16 protein-coding genes are annotated in these 18372 nt (G+C 47.6%); 8 read left to right on the top strand and 8 right to left on the bottom strand.

The genetic code is table 11. The features are described 5' to 3' along the window. Positions 1-140: 140 nt before the first annotated feature. The 3 genes from OHJ21_RS06750 to OHJ21_RS06740 form a co-directional block, all read right to left on the bottom strand. The gene (locus OHJ21_RS06750) at positions 141-1022 is read right to left on the bottom strand and encodes a LysR family transcriptional regulator (protein WP_486019620.1); all 882 of its coding nucleotides are present in this window, start codon (positions 1020-1022) and stop codon (positions 141-143) included. Positions 1023-1202: 180 nt separating this feature from the next. Then, positions 1203-1862, bottom strand: a complete 660-nt coding sequence (locus tag OHJ21_RS06745; protein WP_486019619.1) for a type 1 glutamine amidotransferase domain-containing protein — start codon at positions 1860-1862, stop codon at positions 1203-1205. Positions 1863-2069: 207 nt separating this feature from the next. Then, complete coding sequence (locus OHJ21_RS06740; RefSeq protein WP_100539352.1) at positions 2070-2726, bottom strand: SGNH/GDSL hydrolase family protein; 657 nt, start codon at positions 2724-2726, stop codon at positions 2070-2072. 262 nt (positions 2727-2988) lie between these two features. Between OHJ21_RS06740 and OHJ21_RS06735 the strand changes: the two genes are divergently transcribed. From OHJ21_RS06735 to OHJ21_RS06720, 4 genes are all read left to right on the top strand, one after another. After that, the gene (locus tag OHJ21_RS06735) at positions 2989-3738 is read left to right on the top strand and encodes an ABC transporter ATP-binding protein (protein WP_486019618.1); all 750 of its coding nucleotides are present in this window, start codon (positions 2989-2991) and stop codon (positions 3736-3738) included. Between the two features lie 12 nt (positions 3739-3750). Continuing rightward, positions 3751-5715, top strand: a complete 1965-nt coding sequence (locus OHJ21_RS06730; RefSeq protein ID WP_486019617.1) for an ABC transporter permease — start codon at positions 3751-3753, stop codon at positions 5713-5715. Positions 5716-5784: 69 nt separating this feature from the next. After that, positions 5785-7350 carry a sensor histidine kinase gene (locus OHJ21_RS06725; RefSeq protein WP_486019616.1) on the top strand — a complete coding sequence of 522 codons (1566 nt, stop codon included), beginning with the start codon at positions 5785-5787 and terminating at the stop codon, positions 7348-7350. Then, a complete protein-coding gene (locus OHJ21_RS06720; protein WP_486019615.1) occupies positions 7328-7942 on the top strand; it encodes a response regulator transcription factor in 615 nt (204 codons plus the stop codon). The genes OHJ21_RS06725 and OHJ21_RS06720 overlap by 23 nt, the downstream gene beginning before the upstream one ends. 166 nt (positions 7943-8108) lie before the next feature. Here the strand turns inward: OHJ21_RS06720 and OHJ21_RS06715 are convergent, their stop codons facing one another. From OHJ21_RS06715 to OHJ21_RS06695, 5 genes are all read right to left on the bottom strand, one after another. Then, positions 8109-8978, bottom strand: coding sequence for a methyl-accepting chemotaxis protein (locus tag OHJ21_RS06715; RefSeq protein WP_326115074.1), 870 nt, complete (start codon positions 8976-8978; stop codon positions 8109-8111). A gap of 18 nt (positions 8979-8996) precedes the next feature. Beyond that, positions 8997-10451 (bottom strand): benzaldehyde dehydrogenase, encoded by a 1455-nt coding sequence (gene yfmT / locus OHJ21_RS06710; RefSeq protein WP_486019614.1) that lies wholly within the window; start codon positions 10449-10451, stop codon positions 8997-8999. 158 nt (positions 10452-10609) lie between these two features. Next, positions 10610-11308, bottom strand: coding sequence for an iron-sulfur cluster repair di-iron protein (gene ric, locus OHJ21_RS06705; RefSeq protein WP_486019613.1), 699 nt, complete (start codon positions 11306-11308; stop codon positions 10610-10612). Positions 11309-11554: 246 nt separating this feature from the next. Then, positions 11555-13246 carry a dihydroxy-acid dehydratase gene (gene ilvD / locus OHJ21_RS06700; protein ID WP_486019612.1) on the bottom strand — a complete coding sequence of 564 codons (1692 nt, stop codon included), beginning with the start codon at positions 13244-13246 and terminating at the stop codon, positions 11555-11557. A 19-nt stretch (positions 13247-13265) separates the two neighbouring features. After that, positions 13266-13931, bottom strand: coding sequence for a GntR family transcriptional regulator (locus OHJ21_RS06695; RefSeq protein ID WP_394056148.1), 666 nt, complete (start codon positions 13929-13931; stop codon positions 13266-13268). A 170-nt stretch (positions 13932-14101) separates the two neighbouring features. Here OHJ21_RS06695 and OHJ21_RS06690 point away from each other — a divergent pair, with 170 nt between their 5' ends. From OHJ21_RS06690 to OHJ21_RS06675, 4 genes are read left to right on the top strand one after another with little or no spacing between them, the layout of a single operon-like run. Further along, a complete protein-coding gene (locus tag OHJ21_RS06690) occupies positions 14102-15736 on the top strand; it encodes a spore germination protein (protein ID WP_486019611.1) in 1635 nt (544 codons plus the stop codon). A gap of 2 nt (positions 15737-15738) precedes the next feature. Continuing rightward, entirely contained in the window at positions 15739-16833 is a 1095-nt protein-coding gene (locus OHJ21_RS06685; protein ID WP_486019610.1) for a GerAB/ArcD/ProY family transporter, read from the top strand. Beyond that, positions 16830-17039, top strand: coding sequence for a CLC_0170 family protein (locus tag OHJ21_RS06680; protein ID WP_486019609.1), 210 nt, complete (start codon positions 16830-16832; stop codon positions 17037-17039). Before OHJ21_RS06685 ends, OHJ21_RS06680 begins: the two co-directional genes overlap by 4 nt. Before the next feature lie 32 nt (positions 17040-17071). After that, a complete protein-coding gene (locus OHJ21_RS06675) occupies positions 17072-18310 on the top strand; it encodes a Ger(x)C family spore germination protein (RefSeq protein WP_486019608.1) in 1239 nt (412 codons plus the stop codon). The last annotated feature ends 62 nt before the right edge of the window (positions 18311-18372 follow it).

Raw genomic sequence — 18372 nt, 5'->3', positions numbered from 1 at the left:
TTTAGATTGCATTAGCATCGTTCCGGTAAGACTTGATATCGTAATTGATTTCCCCTTTTGACATAACAAAAAAACCACTGAATTCCGTATCGAATTAGCGGTTTAGATAGTTATATGGTGTTTTTTTGTTCCGGGTCTCTTCACGTCGTATCGTGATTTTTTCGCAATGCTTCAATCATCGCTTTCACTATCGGAAGGTTTCGAAATTTGATAGGATAAGCCAGATACAGCTCGTTGCTTACCTTGAACGAAGGATAGATGATCTTTACCTGATGATTGTGTAATGATTTTTCCAGCATATAAGTGGGGAGGACACTTATTCCCGAACCGTGTTCTATGGCGGCTAATATGGAATGCAGGTCCGGCAGAACGTGCATGATTTGCATATGCGGCCTTTTCTTGAAGTGTTCCCTCCATAATCTGCGTATGATCGGTAAATCACTGCCATAGCTGATCCAATCTTGCGCGCACAGCCAGGCTTCGAACTGGTCGGGATCTTCGAAGTCGATTTCTTTAAAGGTATAAGGTGCAACCAGCACAAACTCTTCTTGAACATAATGGATATATTCAATGCCGGAGGCAGATATTTTTTGGGACGTTATGATTATGTCGACCTTTTCTTCCAATAATAACTCCAAAATATGTGAGGCAACGCCAAAATGAGCAATCATTCGAAACGGCAACTCTCCCAAACGGGGAGCAAGATTCTCCCGAAAGTATTCGTGGGCTGTCCCAATTCGGACGACGGGAGCTGTTGCAGAAGTGTTCATCTTGAATGTTTGCGTTGCTTCTTCCAAGGCTTCGATCAGCGGAACCACTTGAGTATAAAGTTCTTTTCCTTTCTCGGTCGGAACCATCTTTCTTGAGGTTCTCGTAAACAATGTTTCGCCCAGCTCGGCTTCCAATGCGGCAAGATGCTGGCTCATTGCGGGTTGAGTCATTAACCGAGTTTTGGCGGCTTCCGATACGGATCTATGTTTATAGATACTGATAAAACTTCGGTACCATTCAAAATCCACCATTATTCTTACCCCTTTGCATATAGATACAATCGTGAATGCCCCTAATATCAGCGCAATGACGGTCCATGCTGTGCTTTTCGATACCGGCTTGTTTTCTGTAATGAATGATTTCCTACTCATTTTATACAAAAGAAAAGCATGAAGGCCACTACTTTATACAAGCAGCAGCCTCCATGCTTCTTAGCCGAGTTTATCAATAACAGCTTTGGTCACTGCCAGGGTAGACTGAGGATTCTGGCCTGTAATCAAATTCCCGTCAACTTCATGATGTTTAGTCCAGTTTGGCGCAGCCACAAAAACGGCTCCCAGTTCCCGAAGTTTACTTTCAAGTAGAAAAGGAAGAATTTCGCTTAGTCCGGTTTCCGCCTCTTCTCTATCTGTGAAAGCATTCACCCGTTTCCCAGCAACTAGGGGCTGTCCATCCGATAATGTGACTCCTGTCAATCCCGCAGGACCATGACACACTGCAGCGACTATTTTTCCAGCTTCATAAAAGTCACGGACTAATTGATGAAGCATTTGTTCATCCGGCAGGTCATACATCGTTCCATGACCACCCGGCAGGAAAACAGCATCGAAATCATTTGCAAAAACATCACGGATGCGAACCGTGTTTTCAAGGTGTACTACTGCTTCCCATATATCCTTCGAAGTATCCTCATTCACGCTGTTCGGATCGATTGGACTTTGTCCGCCGAGAGGACTTGCCACTGCAACCTGATAGCCATTGTTAACAAACTCAATATAAGCTTCAGCGAACTCTGATAACCAGATGCCCGTTTTTCTTCCGTCTTGTATATCTGAATGATTGGTAACTACAATCAGTATGCTTTTCTCCATTTTTCTTCCTCCCTTATTTTGTTGGCTGTTTACAGAGATTATTCTACAATCCGTTTTTCAATAAGACAAATTAGATTATTACGGTGTTTCCATAAATATATTTATATATAGTCTACCAACCCATTGTTGAGGCCACTTCAGTGCAAGAAAAAACTCCCCCAACCTCACGGCGAAAGAGTTGCATCTGAGAAAAGTTATGTACCTGTATCAACGAATAGCCAATGGACTATTCTGAACGACTCTCAGCCATTCACGTGAGATCAATCGATGCCCGGCTGTCGTGGGATGAATGCCGTCCCATATCCAATACTCGGCTCCTGCTCTTTTTGCTGCATGATCAAACGCTTCTTGCAGAGGGACAAACAGCGTTTCATACTCTTGAGCCAATTGCTGGACAATTTGGCTATATTCATTCAACCGTTGACGCCATTTGTCCCAATTTTGCACAGTTGCGCCCGTTTCCAGCACGAATGGCTCACATAAAACCAACCCCGTGTGTGGTAGCACTTCTTTCGTTTCCTCCAGTATGTTCCGATAGGCTTTCTCGAACCTGTCGGTAGCACCGCTTGGCGAGCCTTCGATGATCCGACCTGCGTCGTTAACTCCAACCAGCATACTGATCAGGTCAGGTTGCAGACTAATCGCATCTTCATTCCAACGCGCGTACAAATCCGAGACACGATTGCCGCTGATCCCTCGATTTATGAACTTTGGCTGGTTTTCCGCTAGTTCAAATCCCAGCTCTGCGGCAATCAGATACACATAGCCATGTCCATGGATATGATTAAGGTCGTTGTCGCGCCCCCAATTCCCGTCCGTTATGGAGTCTCCTTGAAACAATACGGTTTTGCTCGTCTTTGTCATCCTCTTCACTGCACCTTTCTTCAAATAGCTTCCTGGGAGCTATACGGAGCTCGGTTTTCGTTGCATGTTATTACTTTCAAAACTCCCCCTTGTCTGATGATATCCCAAACAACGAAGCGAAAATACCCTATCGATTGGCTTAAAAAGCATATCAACATTAGATAATGAACGGATCATCATAGGATTGCGTTAATTGCTCATGTCCTTTGGTCAAAAAGAAGATATCGTGTATTTGAACAAACATACAGAAAGGAAGATTGTTATGCGCAGCCTGTTACAAGCGAAAGGCGTGACCAAACTCTATAATCCCGCGCAGAGACCTGCCTTGAACGGGATTTCTTTTGAAGTTCATGAGGGGGAGTTCATCGGTATCATGGGGGCTTCCGGCTCAGGAAAAACTACGCTGCTTAATGTATTGTCCACCATCGACACGCCAACCGGAGGACAAATCACCATTAACGACATGGATATTAGCGACCTGGACGATACTCGTTCTGCCGATTTCCGAAATGAGCATCTAGGGTTTATATTTCAGGAATACTTCTTGCTGGACAGTCTAACGGTAATGGAAAACATTGCTGTTCCACTTGCTTTGAAAGGGCTCCCCCCTTCTGAAATCGATCGCTCCATACGAGCTTTGGCCGAGCGCTTCGGCATATCCCAGCAGCTAGGGAAATATCCGAGTGAACTATCCGGCGGACAGAGACAAAGAGTTGCGGCAGCAAGAGCCATCGTCAAGAAACCGGCGATCTTATTCGCGGACGAACCGACTGGAGCGCTGGATTCCAGCTCGGCAACCGAACTGCTGCGTACCTTAAGCGAAGCTAACGAGGAATTGGGCACAACGATTATGATGGTTACTCACGATGCTTACGCGGCAAGCTTTGCCAAGCGAATCCTGATATTTAAGGACGGACGGATATTCAATGAGCTTAACCGCATGGATCGAGACCGGCGCAGCTTTTATGAGACCATTCTGGAACAGATCGCGCTGTTGGACGAATCCCGCTGAAGAGGTGCAATGATGAAATTAACAACCATAGCTTTTAAAAATGTAAGAAAGAATCTGTCGTTCTACTCTCTATACCTGTTCTCGGTCGCTTTTATTTTGACGGTGTTTTTCACCTTCGTGTCGTTCTCGATGAATGACATCATGATGGATAAAATTTCGGAAGACGGCCGCGTAGAAACAATGACTCGGACCATCTCCGTCTTTTTAATGGCTTTTGTATTATTCTATATGTCCTATTCCAATACATTCTTTATGAAACGCAGAATGAAGGAGCTGGGCATTTATGCACTGCTGGGATATCGAAAGTCCGCAATGCTCAAATTACTGACCTTCGAGAACATCCTTATCAGCCTAGGAGCACTTCTCATCGGTATTCTATTAGGTGGTTTTGCCCACAAAGGAATCGTAGGCGGCATCTCTATGCTGCTCGATTTGAGGATCAACTCCGCCATCATTCCGTTATTCAACGGAAAGGCCGTGCTTTACAGTCTCGTATTTGTTTTTGCGGTTGTCCTCGCGCTTAGCTTTTCGAATTGGAGACTACTTCGTAAAACGACGCTGTTAAGTCTTGTCCGGCTTGAACAAGCGGTTGAAAAACCGATCAAGATCCGTCTTGCGGCAGCCGTATTGGGTCTCTTGCTCATCATTGCAGGTGATTGGGTGGCCATTGATGCGGTACGTGGAAAAGAATCGCTATGGAAATCTATTGGCGTGAGTCCCATGGGGCTACTCATGGTGATGCTGATTACTGCTGGAACTTCATTGTTTATTTACTCTTTTGTGCCGTATCTCATGCGCAAGCTGGAACAACGTAAAAAACTGCTGTACAAAGAAATTGCTATTGTCACGATACCCAAGTTTATTTACCGTATCCGTACCAACGCCAAAACCTTAATTATGCTCTCTTTGCTCATTGCCGGCACTTTGGGGGTATTCGGTTCTACGGCATTGACCATGTATTATCCCGTGGCGGCCGTAACCCGAATCATTCCATCCGCTATAGAATTCCCGGTTGAGAAGCCGGAACAGGCTGACCAGGCTATTCAAGCATTACATGAGGCAATAGGCTCCGAACAGTATAAAGCCCTTCAAACAACTCTTATAAAAGTCCGATCCCAATCGGACAATGTGCCCACCGAATACGCTCTGGGCAAAGAGCCGGGATTTGAATTGATTGCTTTGTCCGACTATAACCGGCTGCTGGCTCAGCAAGGCAAGAAAATAGGCCTCAAGCAACTGGAAAACAACAATGGCATTTTGGTAAAATACCGTTCCGATCCGGAAAAGAAGGATGTCAGCCAAACCTATCGGCTCTCCCTTCCGGACAACCAGTCACTTGATGTCACGATCCGGGACACAACGCTGGCCAACCCGGTCGGTTTTAACATCAGCGTAGGCACCCTGGTCATCTCCAATGAATTGTATCATCGGTTAGCAGATCTCAAACTCCCCGAGTTTTCAGTCATGAGCATAGATGGTCCGGACTTAAGGCAAAGCAAGACGGCTTATGAGGCACTGCAGCCCATATTGAAGGACAACCCTTATTTCGCCAGCGCCTATGCCCGAACTTATGAAATAATGTACGCTAACAGCTCCACCTTTTTATTGCTCGGTTTTCTGACGGTGCTCTTTTTCATTGCGGCTGGCAGCATCCTGTATTTTCATAACATCTCTGCTGTCACTTATGAGCAGAAGGATTATGAAATTCTCAGCAAAATGGGTTACAGTAAGAGGAAGATCCAGAAAATGATACGGAGGCAGATTCAAGTCATGTATGCCATCCCGTTCGGGATCGGTTTTGTCCATAGCATTTGCGGGTTGGTCTGCTATAAATCGCTGCTCATCGACGATGTCCTTGGCCAAAGCCATCAAATTATCGTACCGGTCGCAATGGCCTTGGCCATTGCCGGAGTTATATTCTGCCTTTATTATTTCATTACCAAGAGAGCTTGTTACCGGGCCGCGTTTCCCCGTTAATTCAATTCGCTGTAAGGTTAATCGTTGAAGGAGGCGAGCCAGATAAAAAACAGCTACCTGTACAGACAAATGATACTCATCGTGAATGAGCTGCTGATTATCTTTTACCTCGCTTACGGACATTTGTCCGGACTTCGGAGTGTTACCGCCGTTGCAGACGTCATCCTGCTGGTCCTAATGACTTTAATCGCCGCGGACGCCATATACATCAGCAACATAAATTTGAAAAATAGCGGTGTATTGACCCGGTTTACATGGTTGTTAATCTTATCGGGCTGGTACACATTGTGGAGCATCGATTCGGGAGAAGAGCAGTTAACCAAACTGCTCTCTTTCTCGGGTTCGGTACTTTTATATGTCTCCTACCGGTTTGTATTCGCTTTTTTCTTTCAAGATTCGGCTTACATGTATCAAAAGCAGACGAACCTCTTATTAAAAGCGACATGCGTCTTAACGCTGCTGGCAGGCATGGTACAGGATTCATGGTTTCATTTACTTTTTTTGGTTCAGCTATTGCTTAGCTTTGGAGCAGGCGTCTTCCTGTGTTATGTGCATCGAAAACGAATCCTGTTTGTACTCCGCAGCGAATGGAAGCAGTTTGGCGCTTCGGCCTTGGCGGCAGCTGCGATATTTGTCGGCTATGTGCTGTGCTTTGGAACACAACCGGAATATGTCGAGGGACTTGGAGTCTACCCGTTTCTTATCCTGCCCTTGTTCAGCATCCACCGAATTGCATTTACATATGCCGGGGACCTGCCTGTCATGCTGTTTCGAGGGAAAACGGCGCTGGCCCTTTTGTTCGGGACGGTGGGTTGGTTTAGCTCGATTGCCCTGCTGCTGCGGCTTCAGCCAAGCGAATATTTTGTCATCGCTCACGGCCTGCTCGTATGCATACAAGTATATGCTCTATTGTTGTATCTTCACGCTAAGAAACGGTCAGACGGGGCCAGGGAAAATTCGTTGGGGAGTATGGACAGCTATTATGCAAGGTCTCTGCATCAAATCGAGCGGGAGGAATCGATCAAAAGAGATTTTTCGCATTATCTGCATGACGACATCCTTCAGGACTTGCTGTCTGTTCGGAATATGATGAACAAATCGGACCGGCCGGATGTCCGCAGCTTGATCATGGAAGCGCTGGACCGTCTGAACCTGTCGATCCGGCACCAGATGCAGGAATACCATCCCACCCTGCTCAATACTTTGACTTTTAAGGAAAATCTGAGAAATCTTTTGAGCATGGTCCAGCAGACGTATCCAACGAGAAGATTTAACATTTCATTTGATTGCGACGATACTTTTTTCTTGGTTGAGCCTTACAACTATATCGTGTATCGAGTGCTTAAAGAGCTTACCACCAATGCCTTAAAACACTCGAAAGGAACCGCTCTCGACATCAGGCTCTCTCTGGATACGGGCTATGTGGAGTTAATGGTACAAGATAACGGCATAGGCTTAAAGCCATCTGATCCTAACAGGACGGGAACGCCGAAAGGTCTGCAGTCGATTCGGGAACAGCTCGCTCTGATCAACGGTTCAGTCACCCTGGAATCGGCACCTGGAGGAGGCCTGTCTGTTAAGGTATGCTTTCCCATGAAAGGAGAAGGATCTTATGCACATTATTTTGATCGATGATCATGCCCTGTTCGCCAAAAGCCTGGAAATCGCTTTGGAAGGCACTCCAGAAATCGAGCGATTTCAATCCGTGTCGGACGTTGCCCAAGCGGTTCCCGTCATCAAGAGGGAGCGGCCGGACATTATATTAATGGACATCCATTTAAACTCCTCCGGCAGTGAGGACGGAATTCTGCTTGCCAAAAAAATTCTGCATGAAGTTCCGGAAGCCATTATCGTCATGCTGACCGGCTACGATCTGCCGGTGTACCGGTATGAGGCGCAAAAAATAGGGGCCAAAGGTTTTCTGAATAAACACATGGACCCCGATGAGGTTGTTCATGCCCTGCTGGATATCCAGAACGGGCTGCTTCATTTCCCCGCTTCCATCGAATATATCGAGACGCTTACGGACAGCGAGAAACAGATTCTTCAGCTGATATGCGACGGTTATAAACGCAAGGACATCGCTGGCATACTCCATATCAGTGAGCGTACGGTCTCCAATCATTTGCAGCATACATTCGAAAAGCTGGAAGTCTCCTCCTCGCTGGAAGCCGTTTCGAAAGGAATTCAGCTGGGTTACATTCAGCCCATTTTCAGGACACACTAAAGCGGGTCAGGGATTATGACGCGTATAATACGGGTAACCGTGTTGTGACATGTATTGTTACAGCATACCTAACAAAAAGCAGAAATACATCATCGATGTATTTCTGCTTTTCTGCTTTATTGGCGCCTGTATATAAAGTTAAAGTATAAGAGGAGTTTCTGATTTTCTATTGCTTGTTTTCTTTGGCATACAGGCTTTCTTCAGCAACCTGCGCTAGCTCCTCTGCTTTGATACTAATCTCATGGATCGTTGCCGAGAATTCCTGGATCGTCCTTGACTGGGTATCGGTTAGGGTATGGATATCGGAAAAAGCATGATTCAACCGCTGCAAAAATTCCTGAATGTTCTTCGTAATGCCATTAATCTGATCCACGTTCTCTTTGGAGCTTGTCGCTAACTTCCGAATCTCATCGGCAACAACCGAGAAGCCCCTTCCGACTTCCCCCGCTCTTGCCGCTTCGATCGAAGCATTAAGACCTAGCATGCTGCTCTGATCCGAAATCTCCTTAACAACGCTGGAGATCTTCCCAATCTGCTGCGCGCTGGAGCTGACGTCCGTCATTTGGTTCGTTACGTCGGTTACACGTTCGGTCAGGTGAGCAATCGATTGGCTGATATCTTCAATGGACGCGGTGGTCTGTTCGACAATTGCGGAAAAACTCTCGGCCATCTCAAACAGCGCATTCGCTTTTTCAAGACTTGTCCCCATGCCGACACCGCCGATAACCCTGCCCTGTTCGTCGTGCAGCGGGATCGCGCGTGCAGCTAGCGGAAATCCGAACAGTTCTTTCGGAACGACAGCCGATAAAGGTGTATTGTTTCGAATCGCATTGGTGACAATATCGCCCTCAACCAGCGGGTCTCCCGGGCTAACATTCAGCGAGAAGGTTTTGCCCGGAATATTAATGATCAGCTTCTCCGTATCATAAATGCCGATCGTGATGTCATCATTCGTTAGACTTTTCAGCAATGGAGCTACCTTTACAAAAGCACGGATCAGCTCATGCTGTGTTTGCTCTTCAGTCACATTATTCATGCCTATCTCCCCCAACCCTTAATACGGGAATTTCCTTTGTCCGTAATGAACCGATATCCATTTCATGGTCGTAAATTCATCCAGGCTCCATTGCCCATTCAGACGACCCAACCCCGACTGCTTCTCTCCGCCAAATGCTACAATCGGCTCGTCGTTAATCGTGACATCATTGACATGGATCATGCCTGTATGGACCTTCTTTGCCATTTCAACCCCACGTTCAAGATTGGAGGTGTGAATAGCCCCGCTGAGCCCAAAACGCGTGTCGTTGGCGATTGCGATTCCTTCCTCTTCCGTTTCGAACGGAATGATACAAACAACCGGGCCGAACAATTCCTCTTGTGCTACCTCCATATCCGGTTTCACATTGACGAGGACGGTAGGCTCCACCATTCTGCCGGTGATATTCCCTCGCACCAGTGGAACTGCGCCTTGCTCGATGCCCTTCTCAATCAGCTTCTGCAGTGTCTCTGCCTGCCGATTGTTGATGACGGGTCCGATAATAGTCTGCGGATCGCTCGGATCACCTGTTGTCAAGGTAGAAACCTTCGCTTTGTATTGATCTAAAAACTCCTGATAGATCGATTTCTGTACAAGAATCCGATTGGCCGACATACAGATCTGGCCTTGATGCGTGAATCTGCTGAACGTTGCCGCTTGTACCGCGTAATCGATATCAGCATCTTCCAGGATAATGAACGCGCTGTTCCCGCCGAGCTCCAGCAGCGGCTTTTTAAAGTGCTTGACGGCCAGCTGGCCAATATGGCTTCCGACCTTGGTAGAACCCGTGAACGAAATGATTCTCGGAATCGGATGCTCGACGAATGCATCGCCAATCTCCTTGATATCTGTTACCACAACATTCAACAGGCCCTTCGGTATACCCGCTTCTTCGAAAATCTTGCCGATCAGGGTTCCGCCCGTAATCGGCGAATCCTCATGCGGCTTCAGCACGACGCCGTTGCCGGCACCCAGTGCAGGGGCGACGGACTTCATGGACAAGAAGAAAGGGAAGTTAAACGGACTGATAACCCCAACCACGCCAGCCGGAATCCGATACAGGCGGTTCTCCTTGCCATCCTCTGTGGAAGGTAAAATCTTTCCCTCCATTCTAAGGGGGAACGTAGCCGCTTCCTTAATCATATTTTTCACAAGACCGATCTCGAATGCCGCCTTCAGACGCGTTCCGCCCAGCTCCTGAACAATAATGGACGAAATCTCTTCCTCATGCGATTCAATATATTTAACAGCATTTTCAAGGATATCGCGTTTATGGTAAGGATTAACCTTGTCCCATTCCAGCTTAGCTTGATAGGCAGCTTGATAGGCATCATCGATGTCTGTAACGCTCGCGATTTGAAATGCGGTAATGACCTCATCATTATATGGATTAATGTCCGGCAGCGTTTTACCGCTCTTGCCGTCTCGCCATTGCCCGCCTATGAATTGCTTTCCTAATTTCGAATAATCCATATGAACCCTCCCGTGTCGAATAATTCCAACTAATCTATATAATTATCGACTAAATACAGGTAATTGTTAAGTGAATTTTCTTTGATCTCTTCTCCCTATCAGAGCATGGCAATGAAATACCCCTTCCTCACCTAGTGAAGAAGGGGTATTAATCAAAGCTATACCGCTTGGCGCAACCGCTCAAACAATATGTTGTTTTCCAGATGGATATGCTCGAAGGTATCCTTTTCCAGCATAGCTAACCGTTGAAAGACCAGCCGATACGTTCCGCAGGCATCAGCCGGAAGCTCGAAATCGGATGTTACGTCCCGCAGCTCCTGCAGCAAGCTGCCGGCATGAGCATGTTCATGTTCCAGTTCGGACACATGCGGCTTAAGCTCTGCTGCCGCTTGGTGGCTGGGGTCTGCTACAAACTTCAAAATGAGCGGGAATACAAGCTCGTCCTCGTCCTTCGTATGCTCCAACAGCTCCTTTTTCAATTCCGAGAAGAGCTCCTGCACTCGAAGAAGCTCGGGGTGATGCTCTCCATGCACACGGGCCAATTTCGTGACATATGGCGTTAATGCCGGTAATTCATCACGCAGGAAGGCATGATGTTTTTGTTGGATGTGATCAATCAATTCGGATTCCTTCAGTGAAGCAGGACGGCTTTCCTGGTAATTGGCAAACTTGCTCTCCACGGACCAAACTTCCTCCAGGACGGCGGCTGGATCCAAAGAACGCTGCTTGGCCGCCTCTTCCAAAGGCACCTGGCCACCGCAACAGAAATCGATGCGGAGGGATCGAAATAAATCCGCGGTTTGCGGGATGGATGTTACGATATCGGATATTTGGCTCTGAAGCGTGAATGAACTCATATTCAAACCTCCCTAGACTAAATACGTGTTTGTGAACTTTTTCACTCTTACAACTCAAGTATAAGAAACTCCCATCCCCGCATATGTGATTGCAGTCATACTGAAATGTAACACTATGTGAACGATAGTATCGAAAGGATTACGGGAATCCGATAAGAAATCGTCGGGGAGGGCCCAATGCCACAAGCTCCTGCGAAATCGCAAGAGCTTGTTAAGCTACAGCCATATATCAGGCCGTGCATTCCCTTATTCTGCAGAGTCAGTAACCGCACCTTTAGATGCTGAGGACACTAATCGTGCATATTTGTATAATACGCCCGTGGAAACCTTGAGTGGAGGCTGGTGCCATGCTTGTGCCCTTGCAGCCAATTCGGAATCCGGTACGTCGAACGTCATTTCTTGCGTTTCGCTGTCGATGGTGATCATGTCTCCATTCCTCAGCAGCGCGATCGGCCCTCCTACCTGTGCTTCAGGCGACACGTGACCGACGACGAACCCATGCGAGCCGCCAGAGAACCTCCCGTCCGTTATCAGCGCAACCTCCCCGCCGAGACCCTTTCCTACAATGAGGGCCGTTACCGACAGCATCTCCGGCATACCCGGTCCGCCCTTAGGACCGCAATAACGAATGACTAACACGTCGCCCTTGCGTATTTCATCTCTCAGGATCGCTTCGGTTGCCTCCTCCTCGCTGTCATACACCTTGGCCGGTCCGACAAAACGCAGCTTTTTCAGACCCGACATTTTGGCAACCGCACCTTCAGGTGCAAGATTACCTCTTAACACAACCAATGGCCCATTCGGCTTCAGCGGCTTATCGATGGGGCGAATGATTTCCTGGCTGCCCCGTAACGGCGCTGCTTCCGCCAGATTCTCCGCCAATGTTTTACCAGTGACCGTCAGACAATCGCCATGCAAAAGTCCCTCGGCGAGCAATAATTTCATGACACCCGGTATGCCGCCGACTTCGTTTAAGTCCTGCATGGCATGTCGTCCGCTGGGCTTCAGATCTGCGAGGTGGGGAACACGCAAACGGATTCGCTCGAAATCGTCTAACGTCAAATCAACGCCTACCGAATGAGCAATGGCAAGCAAATGCAGGAACGCGTTGGTTGAACCGCCCAAAGCCATGACGACCGTTATCGCATTCTCAAATGCCTTTATAGTCATAATGTCTTTGGGATAGATTTCATGCTCCAGCAGCGATATGACCTGCCTTCCAGCCGCAGCGCATTCCGCTGCTTTGTCAGGTGAAATAGCCGGCGTGGAGGAGGAACCGGGCAGGCTCATCCCCATGGCTTCTGCCGCCGCGGCCATCGTATTGGCTGTATACATGCCCCCGCAAGAGCCCGGTCCCGGGCAGACGCTGCATTCCACCTTATGGAGCTGATCGTCCGTCATTTTTCCGTCATGATATTGCCCGACCGCTTCGAAAGCCGTGACGATATCCACGTTCTTACCTTCGAGCTTCCCGGGTTGTATCGTGCCGCCGTAAACGTAAACCGCAGGAAGATTCATCCGTCCGATCGCCATCAGGCAGGCGGGCGTATTCTTGTCGCAACCGCCGATCGCCACAAGACCATCGAAACGTTCGGCCCCCGTTACAATCTCAATCGAATCCGCGATGGCTTCACGGCTGGGCAGGGAGAACAGCATGCCGCCATGTCCCATTGAAATGCCATCCGAAACCGTGATCGTGTTGAAAATAAGCGGAGCGCCGCCATGGTTGCGGACCCCTTGCTTGGCCTCTAAGGCTAACTTGTCTATATGCATATTGCACGGAGTCACCTCGCTCCAAGTGCTGGCTACGCCAATCATCGGTTTCTTGAAATCCTCATCCGTAAAACCAACAGCCCGCAGCATCGCTCTATTCGGTACCCGATTGACACCCTCGCTGATTACCTTACTGCGAATGCGTAAATCTTTTTTGTCTGACATTCTTCCCTCTCCCTTCTATTTAAAGCAACTCATGGAGTTCCTGCATCGGACGCATAAAATTTTGTTTCATCATGGCCTGTGCCCGATCACTGTCTTTCTGCTCGAAAGCGCTGATAATCGATGCATGCTCATCGACAGAAGCCTGTGCAGCCGCGATCGGCTGTTTTAAGAACACGTACTTAAACCGCCGGATATGCATCTGTAGAGAAGCACTATATGCAGCGACATAAGGATTATCTGAGAGCTCTACGATGAAGTTATGAAACTGTTCATCCATCTCCATGGCTTGATAAGCTTGCCCGCTCTTCATGGCATTTTCAAAATCCAGATTCATCGCCCGCAATTGCTGAATCTGCTCCGGAACAATAAGGGTAGCGGTCACTTCGGCAGCTAATGCTTGAAGAGCAGCCATGGTCGAATACATCTTAAAGATATCTTCCCTCTCAATGGCCGTAACTTTTGTTTCTTTCCCAGGGTGCGTGGACACGAGTCCTTGTACTTCGAGCAATTGAAAAGCTTCCCGGATAGGCGTCCGGCTTACGCCAAGGGATTCCGCCAATTCGGCGTCGAGCAATTTCTCGCCGGGCTGCAGCGTGCCATCGATAATCCATCGTTGAATTTGGGAGAAGGCTCTTTCCTTTGCAGTCATCCGAACTGGAGAGACAAAATTCTTAGGTACTGGCATCGCTTATCATCCTTACTATTCATGTTTGTTATATGCAATATATCGCATTCATATATTAAATACAACACATTTCAGACTGCTTCCATTGATAAAAATAACAACCGGAGGAAATACTTAAGCAAAATATCCAAATGCTGTGAGCCCGTTGAATCAGGAGAGGTGTTGGTACAATGTCATTTTCCACATGGGCGGGTTCGAACCAACCCAACAATAGCGATCATATTTCTGTCAATCCAAATGGGAAGAACTCAGAGGATATGGACATATCGGTGAACCTGGAAGAAACCATATCCGAAATCAAGCAAGTCCTGGGTGATAGTGACGATTTTATGGTATATGGCTTCCATGTGTTCGGCCAGCATCCGGCTGTATTGTTATATTTCTCCGATATGACGGATCATGCCGTTATCAATAACACGATATTGAAGCCTCTCAAATATGGGCCGCGCCATATCGATGTTCATAACCTCCCGCATGATGCGTTAATGAAAACCATAATGAAAGATACGCTTTATCATAGCGAGGGTTATACGGAAAGAAAAATATCCGTTCTTACCGACAACCTGCTAAGGGGGCAATCCGTCGTAGCCATTGAAGGGCTGGACGAGGCGATTATCATTGACACACGGCAGACCACGCAGCGCGCTATTGAGCAGCCGGCGACGGAACAGGTCATCCGCGGGGCCAGAGAGGGATTTATAGAGTCCCTGGGGACTAATATTTCTCTACTCCGCTATCGGCTGCAAACGCCGGATTTTCGAGTGAAATCCATGGAGATCGGAACGAAGACCAAATCCAAAGTTGCCCTGTGTTACATGGACGGCATAACCAATCCCGGAATCATAAAAGAAGTACAAAAGCGGCTGGATGCCATTGAAATCGACGCTGTTCTGGATTCAGGTTATTTGGAGCAATTCATCGAAGACAACCATTGGTCTCCCTTTCCACAAATCCAGTATACCGAGCGCCCCGACAAAGTCGTGGCGAATTTGCTGGAAGGAAGAGTCGCCGTTTTAGTGGACGGCTCCCCTCTGGCCTTAATCGCGCCTACGGTGTTTAGCCAGTTCTATCAGACCGTTGAAGATTATACCGAACGCTTCGTCCTGATGAGTGCGATCCGAATGTCCCGTCTGGTTGCTCTAGTATTTTCATTGGTTTTTCCCTCGCTGTATGTGGCGATTATTTCGTTTAATCCGGAGCTGATCCCCACAGAATTTGCGGTCGCCGTTGCTGGCGGGCGTGCGGGCGTACCCTTTCCAGCCGTGATCGAAGTGCTTGTCATTGAAATCTCGATGGAGGTTTTAAGGGAAGCAACCATACGCTTGCCGCAACAGGTAGGCGGGGCATTATCCATTGTCGGCGTGCTTGTCATCGGGCAAGCCGCTGTAGCGGCCGGATTCGCAAGCCCGATAACCGTCGTTATTATCGCTTTAACGACTATTGGCTCTTTTGCAACGCCGGCCTACAATGCGGCTCTGGCTCTTCGCCTGCTTCGTTTTCCGCTGATCATTTTAGCCGGTATCTTCGGTCTATATGGCGTCATGGTCGGAATCATTTTGATCACCAATCATTTATTGTCACTTAAATCGTTCGGGGTCCCGTACTTAAGCCCCTTTGTGCCTGGCAACTTTCAAGGCATGCGGGATCTCCTTACCCGTGGGCCGTTGTGGAAGATGAAGAACCGGCCTTCCTTCCTTCATCCGATTAGCAGGACAAGGCTGGGTGATCAAATGAAGGAACAGGTGGATCATTCTTCGTCCCATATTATGGATCCCGTCCATCCTAACGACGAGAAAGGGCGTTAACCATGAATGAACAGCGCCAAATCACTGTCTTGCAGGCTTCTGCCGTTACGATCAGCACCATCGTTGGCGTAGGCGTTCTTGCACTTCCCTTGGCTGCGGTGAAGGCCGCGGATGCAGGAGCTCCGTTAGTCACTTTTTTGGGAATGCTGCTAGCGTTTGTCGGACTATTTTTCATGACCCGGCTTGGCATGCGGTTCCCGAATGACTCTTACATCGAGTATAGCGAGGTCATCATTGGCAAATGGCTCGGGAGAATCGGAAGCCTCATATCGATTGTTTTCTTTGCTGTCTTATGCTCTCTTGTTGCAAGAGAATTCGGAGAGGTCGTTGTCACAGCCGTTTTGAAAAATACGCCACTCGAGGTGACTGTACTGGTCATGCTGCTCCTGGCTGCTTTTTCTTCACGCCGAAATATCATGACCTTTGCTTACGTTCACTTATTTTACAGCCCCTTTATCCTAATTCCTGCTCTGTTGATCGTCGCCCTGTCGTTAAAAAACGCGGACATCGTCAATGTTCTGCCTGTGTTGGGGAATGAAATTCGAGGAATACCAGCAGGCATTATTACGTTGTCCACCATGTTCCAGGGATACTTTATTATGATGATGGTCATCCCTGCCATGTGCAAACCGGAAAGAGCGATGCGGTCCAGCATATGGGCGATGCTGATTACCGGGGTGCTGTATATATTAATCGTCACGGCAACGGTTAGCGTGTTTGGAGCAGAAGAGACAAAGAAGCTGCTGTGGCCGACGCTGGAGCTGGCAAAAGCAACTTCATTACCTGCCAATATACTGGAACGCTTGGATGCAGTCTTTCTAGCCGTCTGGGTAACGGCTGTCTTTACATCCTTGTTCTCTTGCTACTACTTTACGATTTACTCGATAAGCAAGTTATTCCGATTAGCGGATCATGGGATGCTGTCCTTTTTCATCCTCCCCATTCTGTTCGTTCTGGCCATGCTGCCCCAAAGCTTGATTCAATTGAATGAAGTGAACAGCTTGATCGCCAAATACGGTCTGCTGATAACGATCGTATATCCTGGAGTGCTGCTTATCATCGCCATGCTGCGTAAAAAAAGAGGTGCGTCCAAATGATCGGAAATCTATACAGCGGTTATTTGGATGTCGCCATCTTGATCTGCGTGTTATCCGGCATGTTCAATCTGTTCATCGATAAATATAAGTATGAACAGTCGAACATGGCCAAGGAAAAACAGGTATCTCGTATACTGGGCTGGATCCATATCGTGATCGGAACGGTATTGTTTCTAAGTGTCATACTTGTCAAAGTCCTAGTGTGAGTGAGCATGTTACAAAGTTTAGGAGGATTTCAATGAGGAAAAGAATAAGCGTTAACCTAAACGTAAAATTCATGATCGTCCTTCTTCTATCCTGCTCACTCCTAACAAGCTGCTGGGATCGGATGGAGATTGAAGAGCGTGCTGTCGTTCTGGGAATATCGATCGATACGGCGGATAAGGATGCTGAGTCAGGCGAGGATGAAATATCTCATCTTCGCGGGAAGTACCCGGCACCTAAACAGGAATTAATCCAACTATCCGTGCAAATTGCTCTTCCCGGCAGAATACCGCTCGGGCCAGGTGAAGGCGGCGGTTCGGGACAAAGTGAGCAAGAAACCGTGTGGGTGCTTGATGTTGTAGGACACACGGTCGACGACGCCATGATGAATTTACAGCAGCAAATATCCGGAAAATTGTTTTTTGGTCATCTGCGCGTCATTGTCGTATCGGAAGAGTTTGCCAGAAAAGGATTACAGAATTTGAACGACTATCTTCACCGTAACGCGGAAGTTCGCCGTATGGCCTGGTTGATGGTGTCGAAAGGGAAGGCAAAAAATCATATGCAGGCAGCACCTAAATTGGAGCGTGTCCCTGCGCTGTATCTAGCGTCCACATTGGACGATGCCGTAAAACAAGGCAAATTTCCGAGTAACTACATTGGGACGTTCTGGAGCAATTCTTCAAAGAAAGGTCAGGAAGGATTTCTGCCTTATATCAAAATTATGAAGGGAGATAACGTGGAAATCAGCGGAATGGCTTTTTTTAAAGGCGCCAAATTGGTTGGCGTGACAAAACCGTTTGAAATTGCCGGATACCTGGTCATCAAAGGAATTAGTCCCGCAGGATACCGCGGAATCATTCATTTAGGAGACGATTCTCAGGTAGTAACGATCCATGCTACGAACCGGGAGTCGGATATCAAGGTCGAAATTAAGAACGGTATTCCCCATTTTACGATCACGGCGCTTACGGAGATTAATGTCGAAGAAAAAAACACGGATACCATCCCGATCAATCACTCGAAAATTCTGGAGGAAATTGCACGCGAGAACGAGCATTCCGTTAAACAATTATTAATCGGATTAGTCCAAAAGACGCAAAAAAAAGAATCCGATATATTCGGATTCGGCGAATTGGTACGTGCCAGAAAACCATCCTATTGGAATAGCCATGTTAAATCCGCGGAACAATGGAGTGAAATCTATAAAAACGTAACCTTTGAATTCCGTGTAACGTCCAAAGTTCGAAGAATCGGGATGAAGGCAGAATGATGGTGCCGTTTGTCATAAGAATACCGAAATTTAAGGAGTGGGTAATCATCCGCCGAGCAGAC

The sequence above is a fragment of the Virgibacillus sp. LDC1 genome (genome assembly GCF_025792345.1).
In the GTDB taxonomy this organism is placed as follows: Bacteria; Bacillota; Bacilli; order Paenibacillales; family Paenibacillaceae; genus Paenibacillus_AQ; species Paenibacillus_AQ lautus.
This window is presented reverse-complemented; position numbering and strand designations above follow the sequence as displayed.

Bases quoted from the DNA above. Each gene is read 5' to 3' on its own strand.
- OHJ21_RS06725 (WP_486019616.1), top strand. From the start codon at position 5,785: ATGATACTCATCGTGAATGAGCTGCTGATTATCTTTTACCTCGCTTAC.
- OHJ21_RS06735 (WP_486019618.1), top strand. From the start codon at position 2,989: ATGCGCAGCCTGTTACAAGCGAAAGGCGTGACCAAACTCTATAATCCC.
- OHJ21_RS06730 (WP_486019617.1), top strand. From the start codon at position 3,751: ATGAAATTAACAACCATAGCTTTTAAAAATGTAAGAAAGAATCTGTCG.
- OHJ21_RS06675 (WP_486019608.1), top strand. From the start codon at position 17,072: ATGAGGAAAAGAATAAGCGTTAACCTAAACGTAAAATTCATGATCGTC.
- ric (WP_486019613.1), bottom strand. From the start codon at position 11,308: ATGAGTTCATTCACGCTTCAGAGCCAAATATCCGATATCGTAACATCC.
- OHJ21_RS06740 (WP_100539352.1), bottom strand. From the start codon at position 2,726: ATGACAAAGACGAGCAAAACCGTATTGTTTCAAGGAGACTCCATAACG.
- ilvD (WP_486019612.1), bottom strand. From the start codon at position 13,246: ATGTCAGACAAAAAAGATTTACGCATTCGCAGTAAGGTAATCAGCGAG.
- OHJ21_RS06695 (WP_394056148.1), bottom strand. From the start codon at position 13,931: ATGCCAGTACCTAAGAATTTTGTCTCTCCAGTTCGGATGACTGCAAAG.
- OHJ21_RS06715 (WP_326115074.1), bottom strand. From the start codon at position 8,978: ATGAATAATGTGACTGAAGAGCAAACACAGCATGAGCTGATCCGTGCT.
- yfmT (WP_486019614.1), bottom strand. From the start codon at position 10,451: ATGGATTATTCGAAATTAGGAAAGCAATTCATAGGCGGGCAATGGCGA.
- OHJ21_RS06680 (WP_486019609.1), top strand. From the start codon at position 16,830: ATGATCGGAAATCTATACAGCGGTTATTTGGATGTCGCCATCTTGATC.
- OHJ21_RS06685 (WP_486019610.1), top strand. From the start codon at position 15,739: ATGAATGAACAGCGCCAAATCACTGTCTTGCAGGCTTCTGCCGTTACG.
- OHJ21_RS06745 (WP_486019619.1), bottom strand. From the start codon at position 1,862: ATGGAGAAAAGCATACTGATTGTAGTTACCAATCATTCAGATATACAA.
- OHJ21_RS06720 (WP_486019615.1), top strand. From the start codon at position 7,328: ATGCACATTATTTTGATCGATGATCATGCCCTGTTCGCCAAAAGCCTG.
- OHJ21_RS06750 (WP_486019620.1), bottom strand. From the start codon at position 1,022: ATGGTGGATTTTGAATGGTACCGAAGTTTTATCAGTATCTATAAACAT.
- OHJ21_RS06690 (WP_486019611.1), top strand. From the start codon at position 14,102: ATGTCATTTTCCACATGGGCGGGTTCGAACCAACCCAACAATAGCGAT.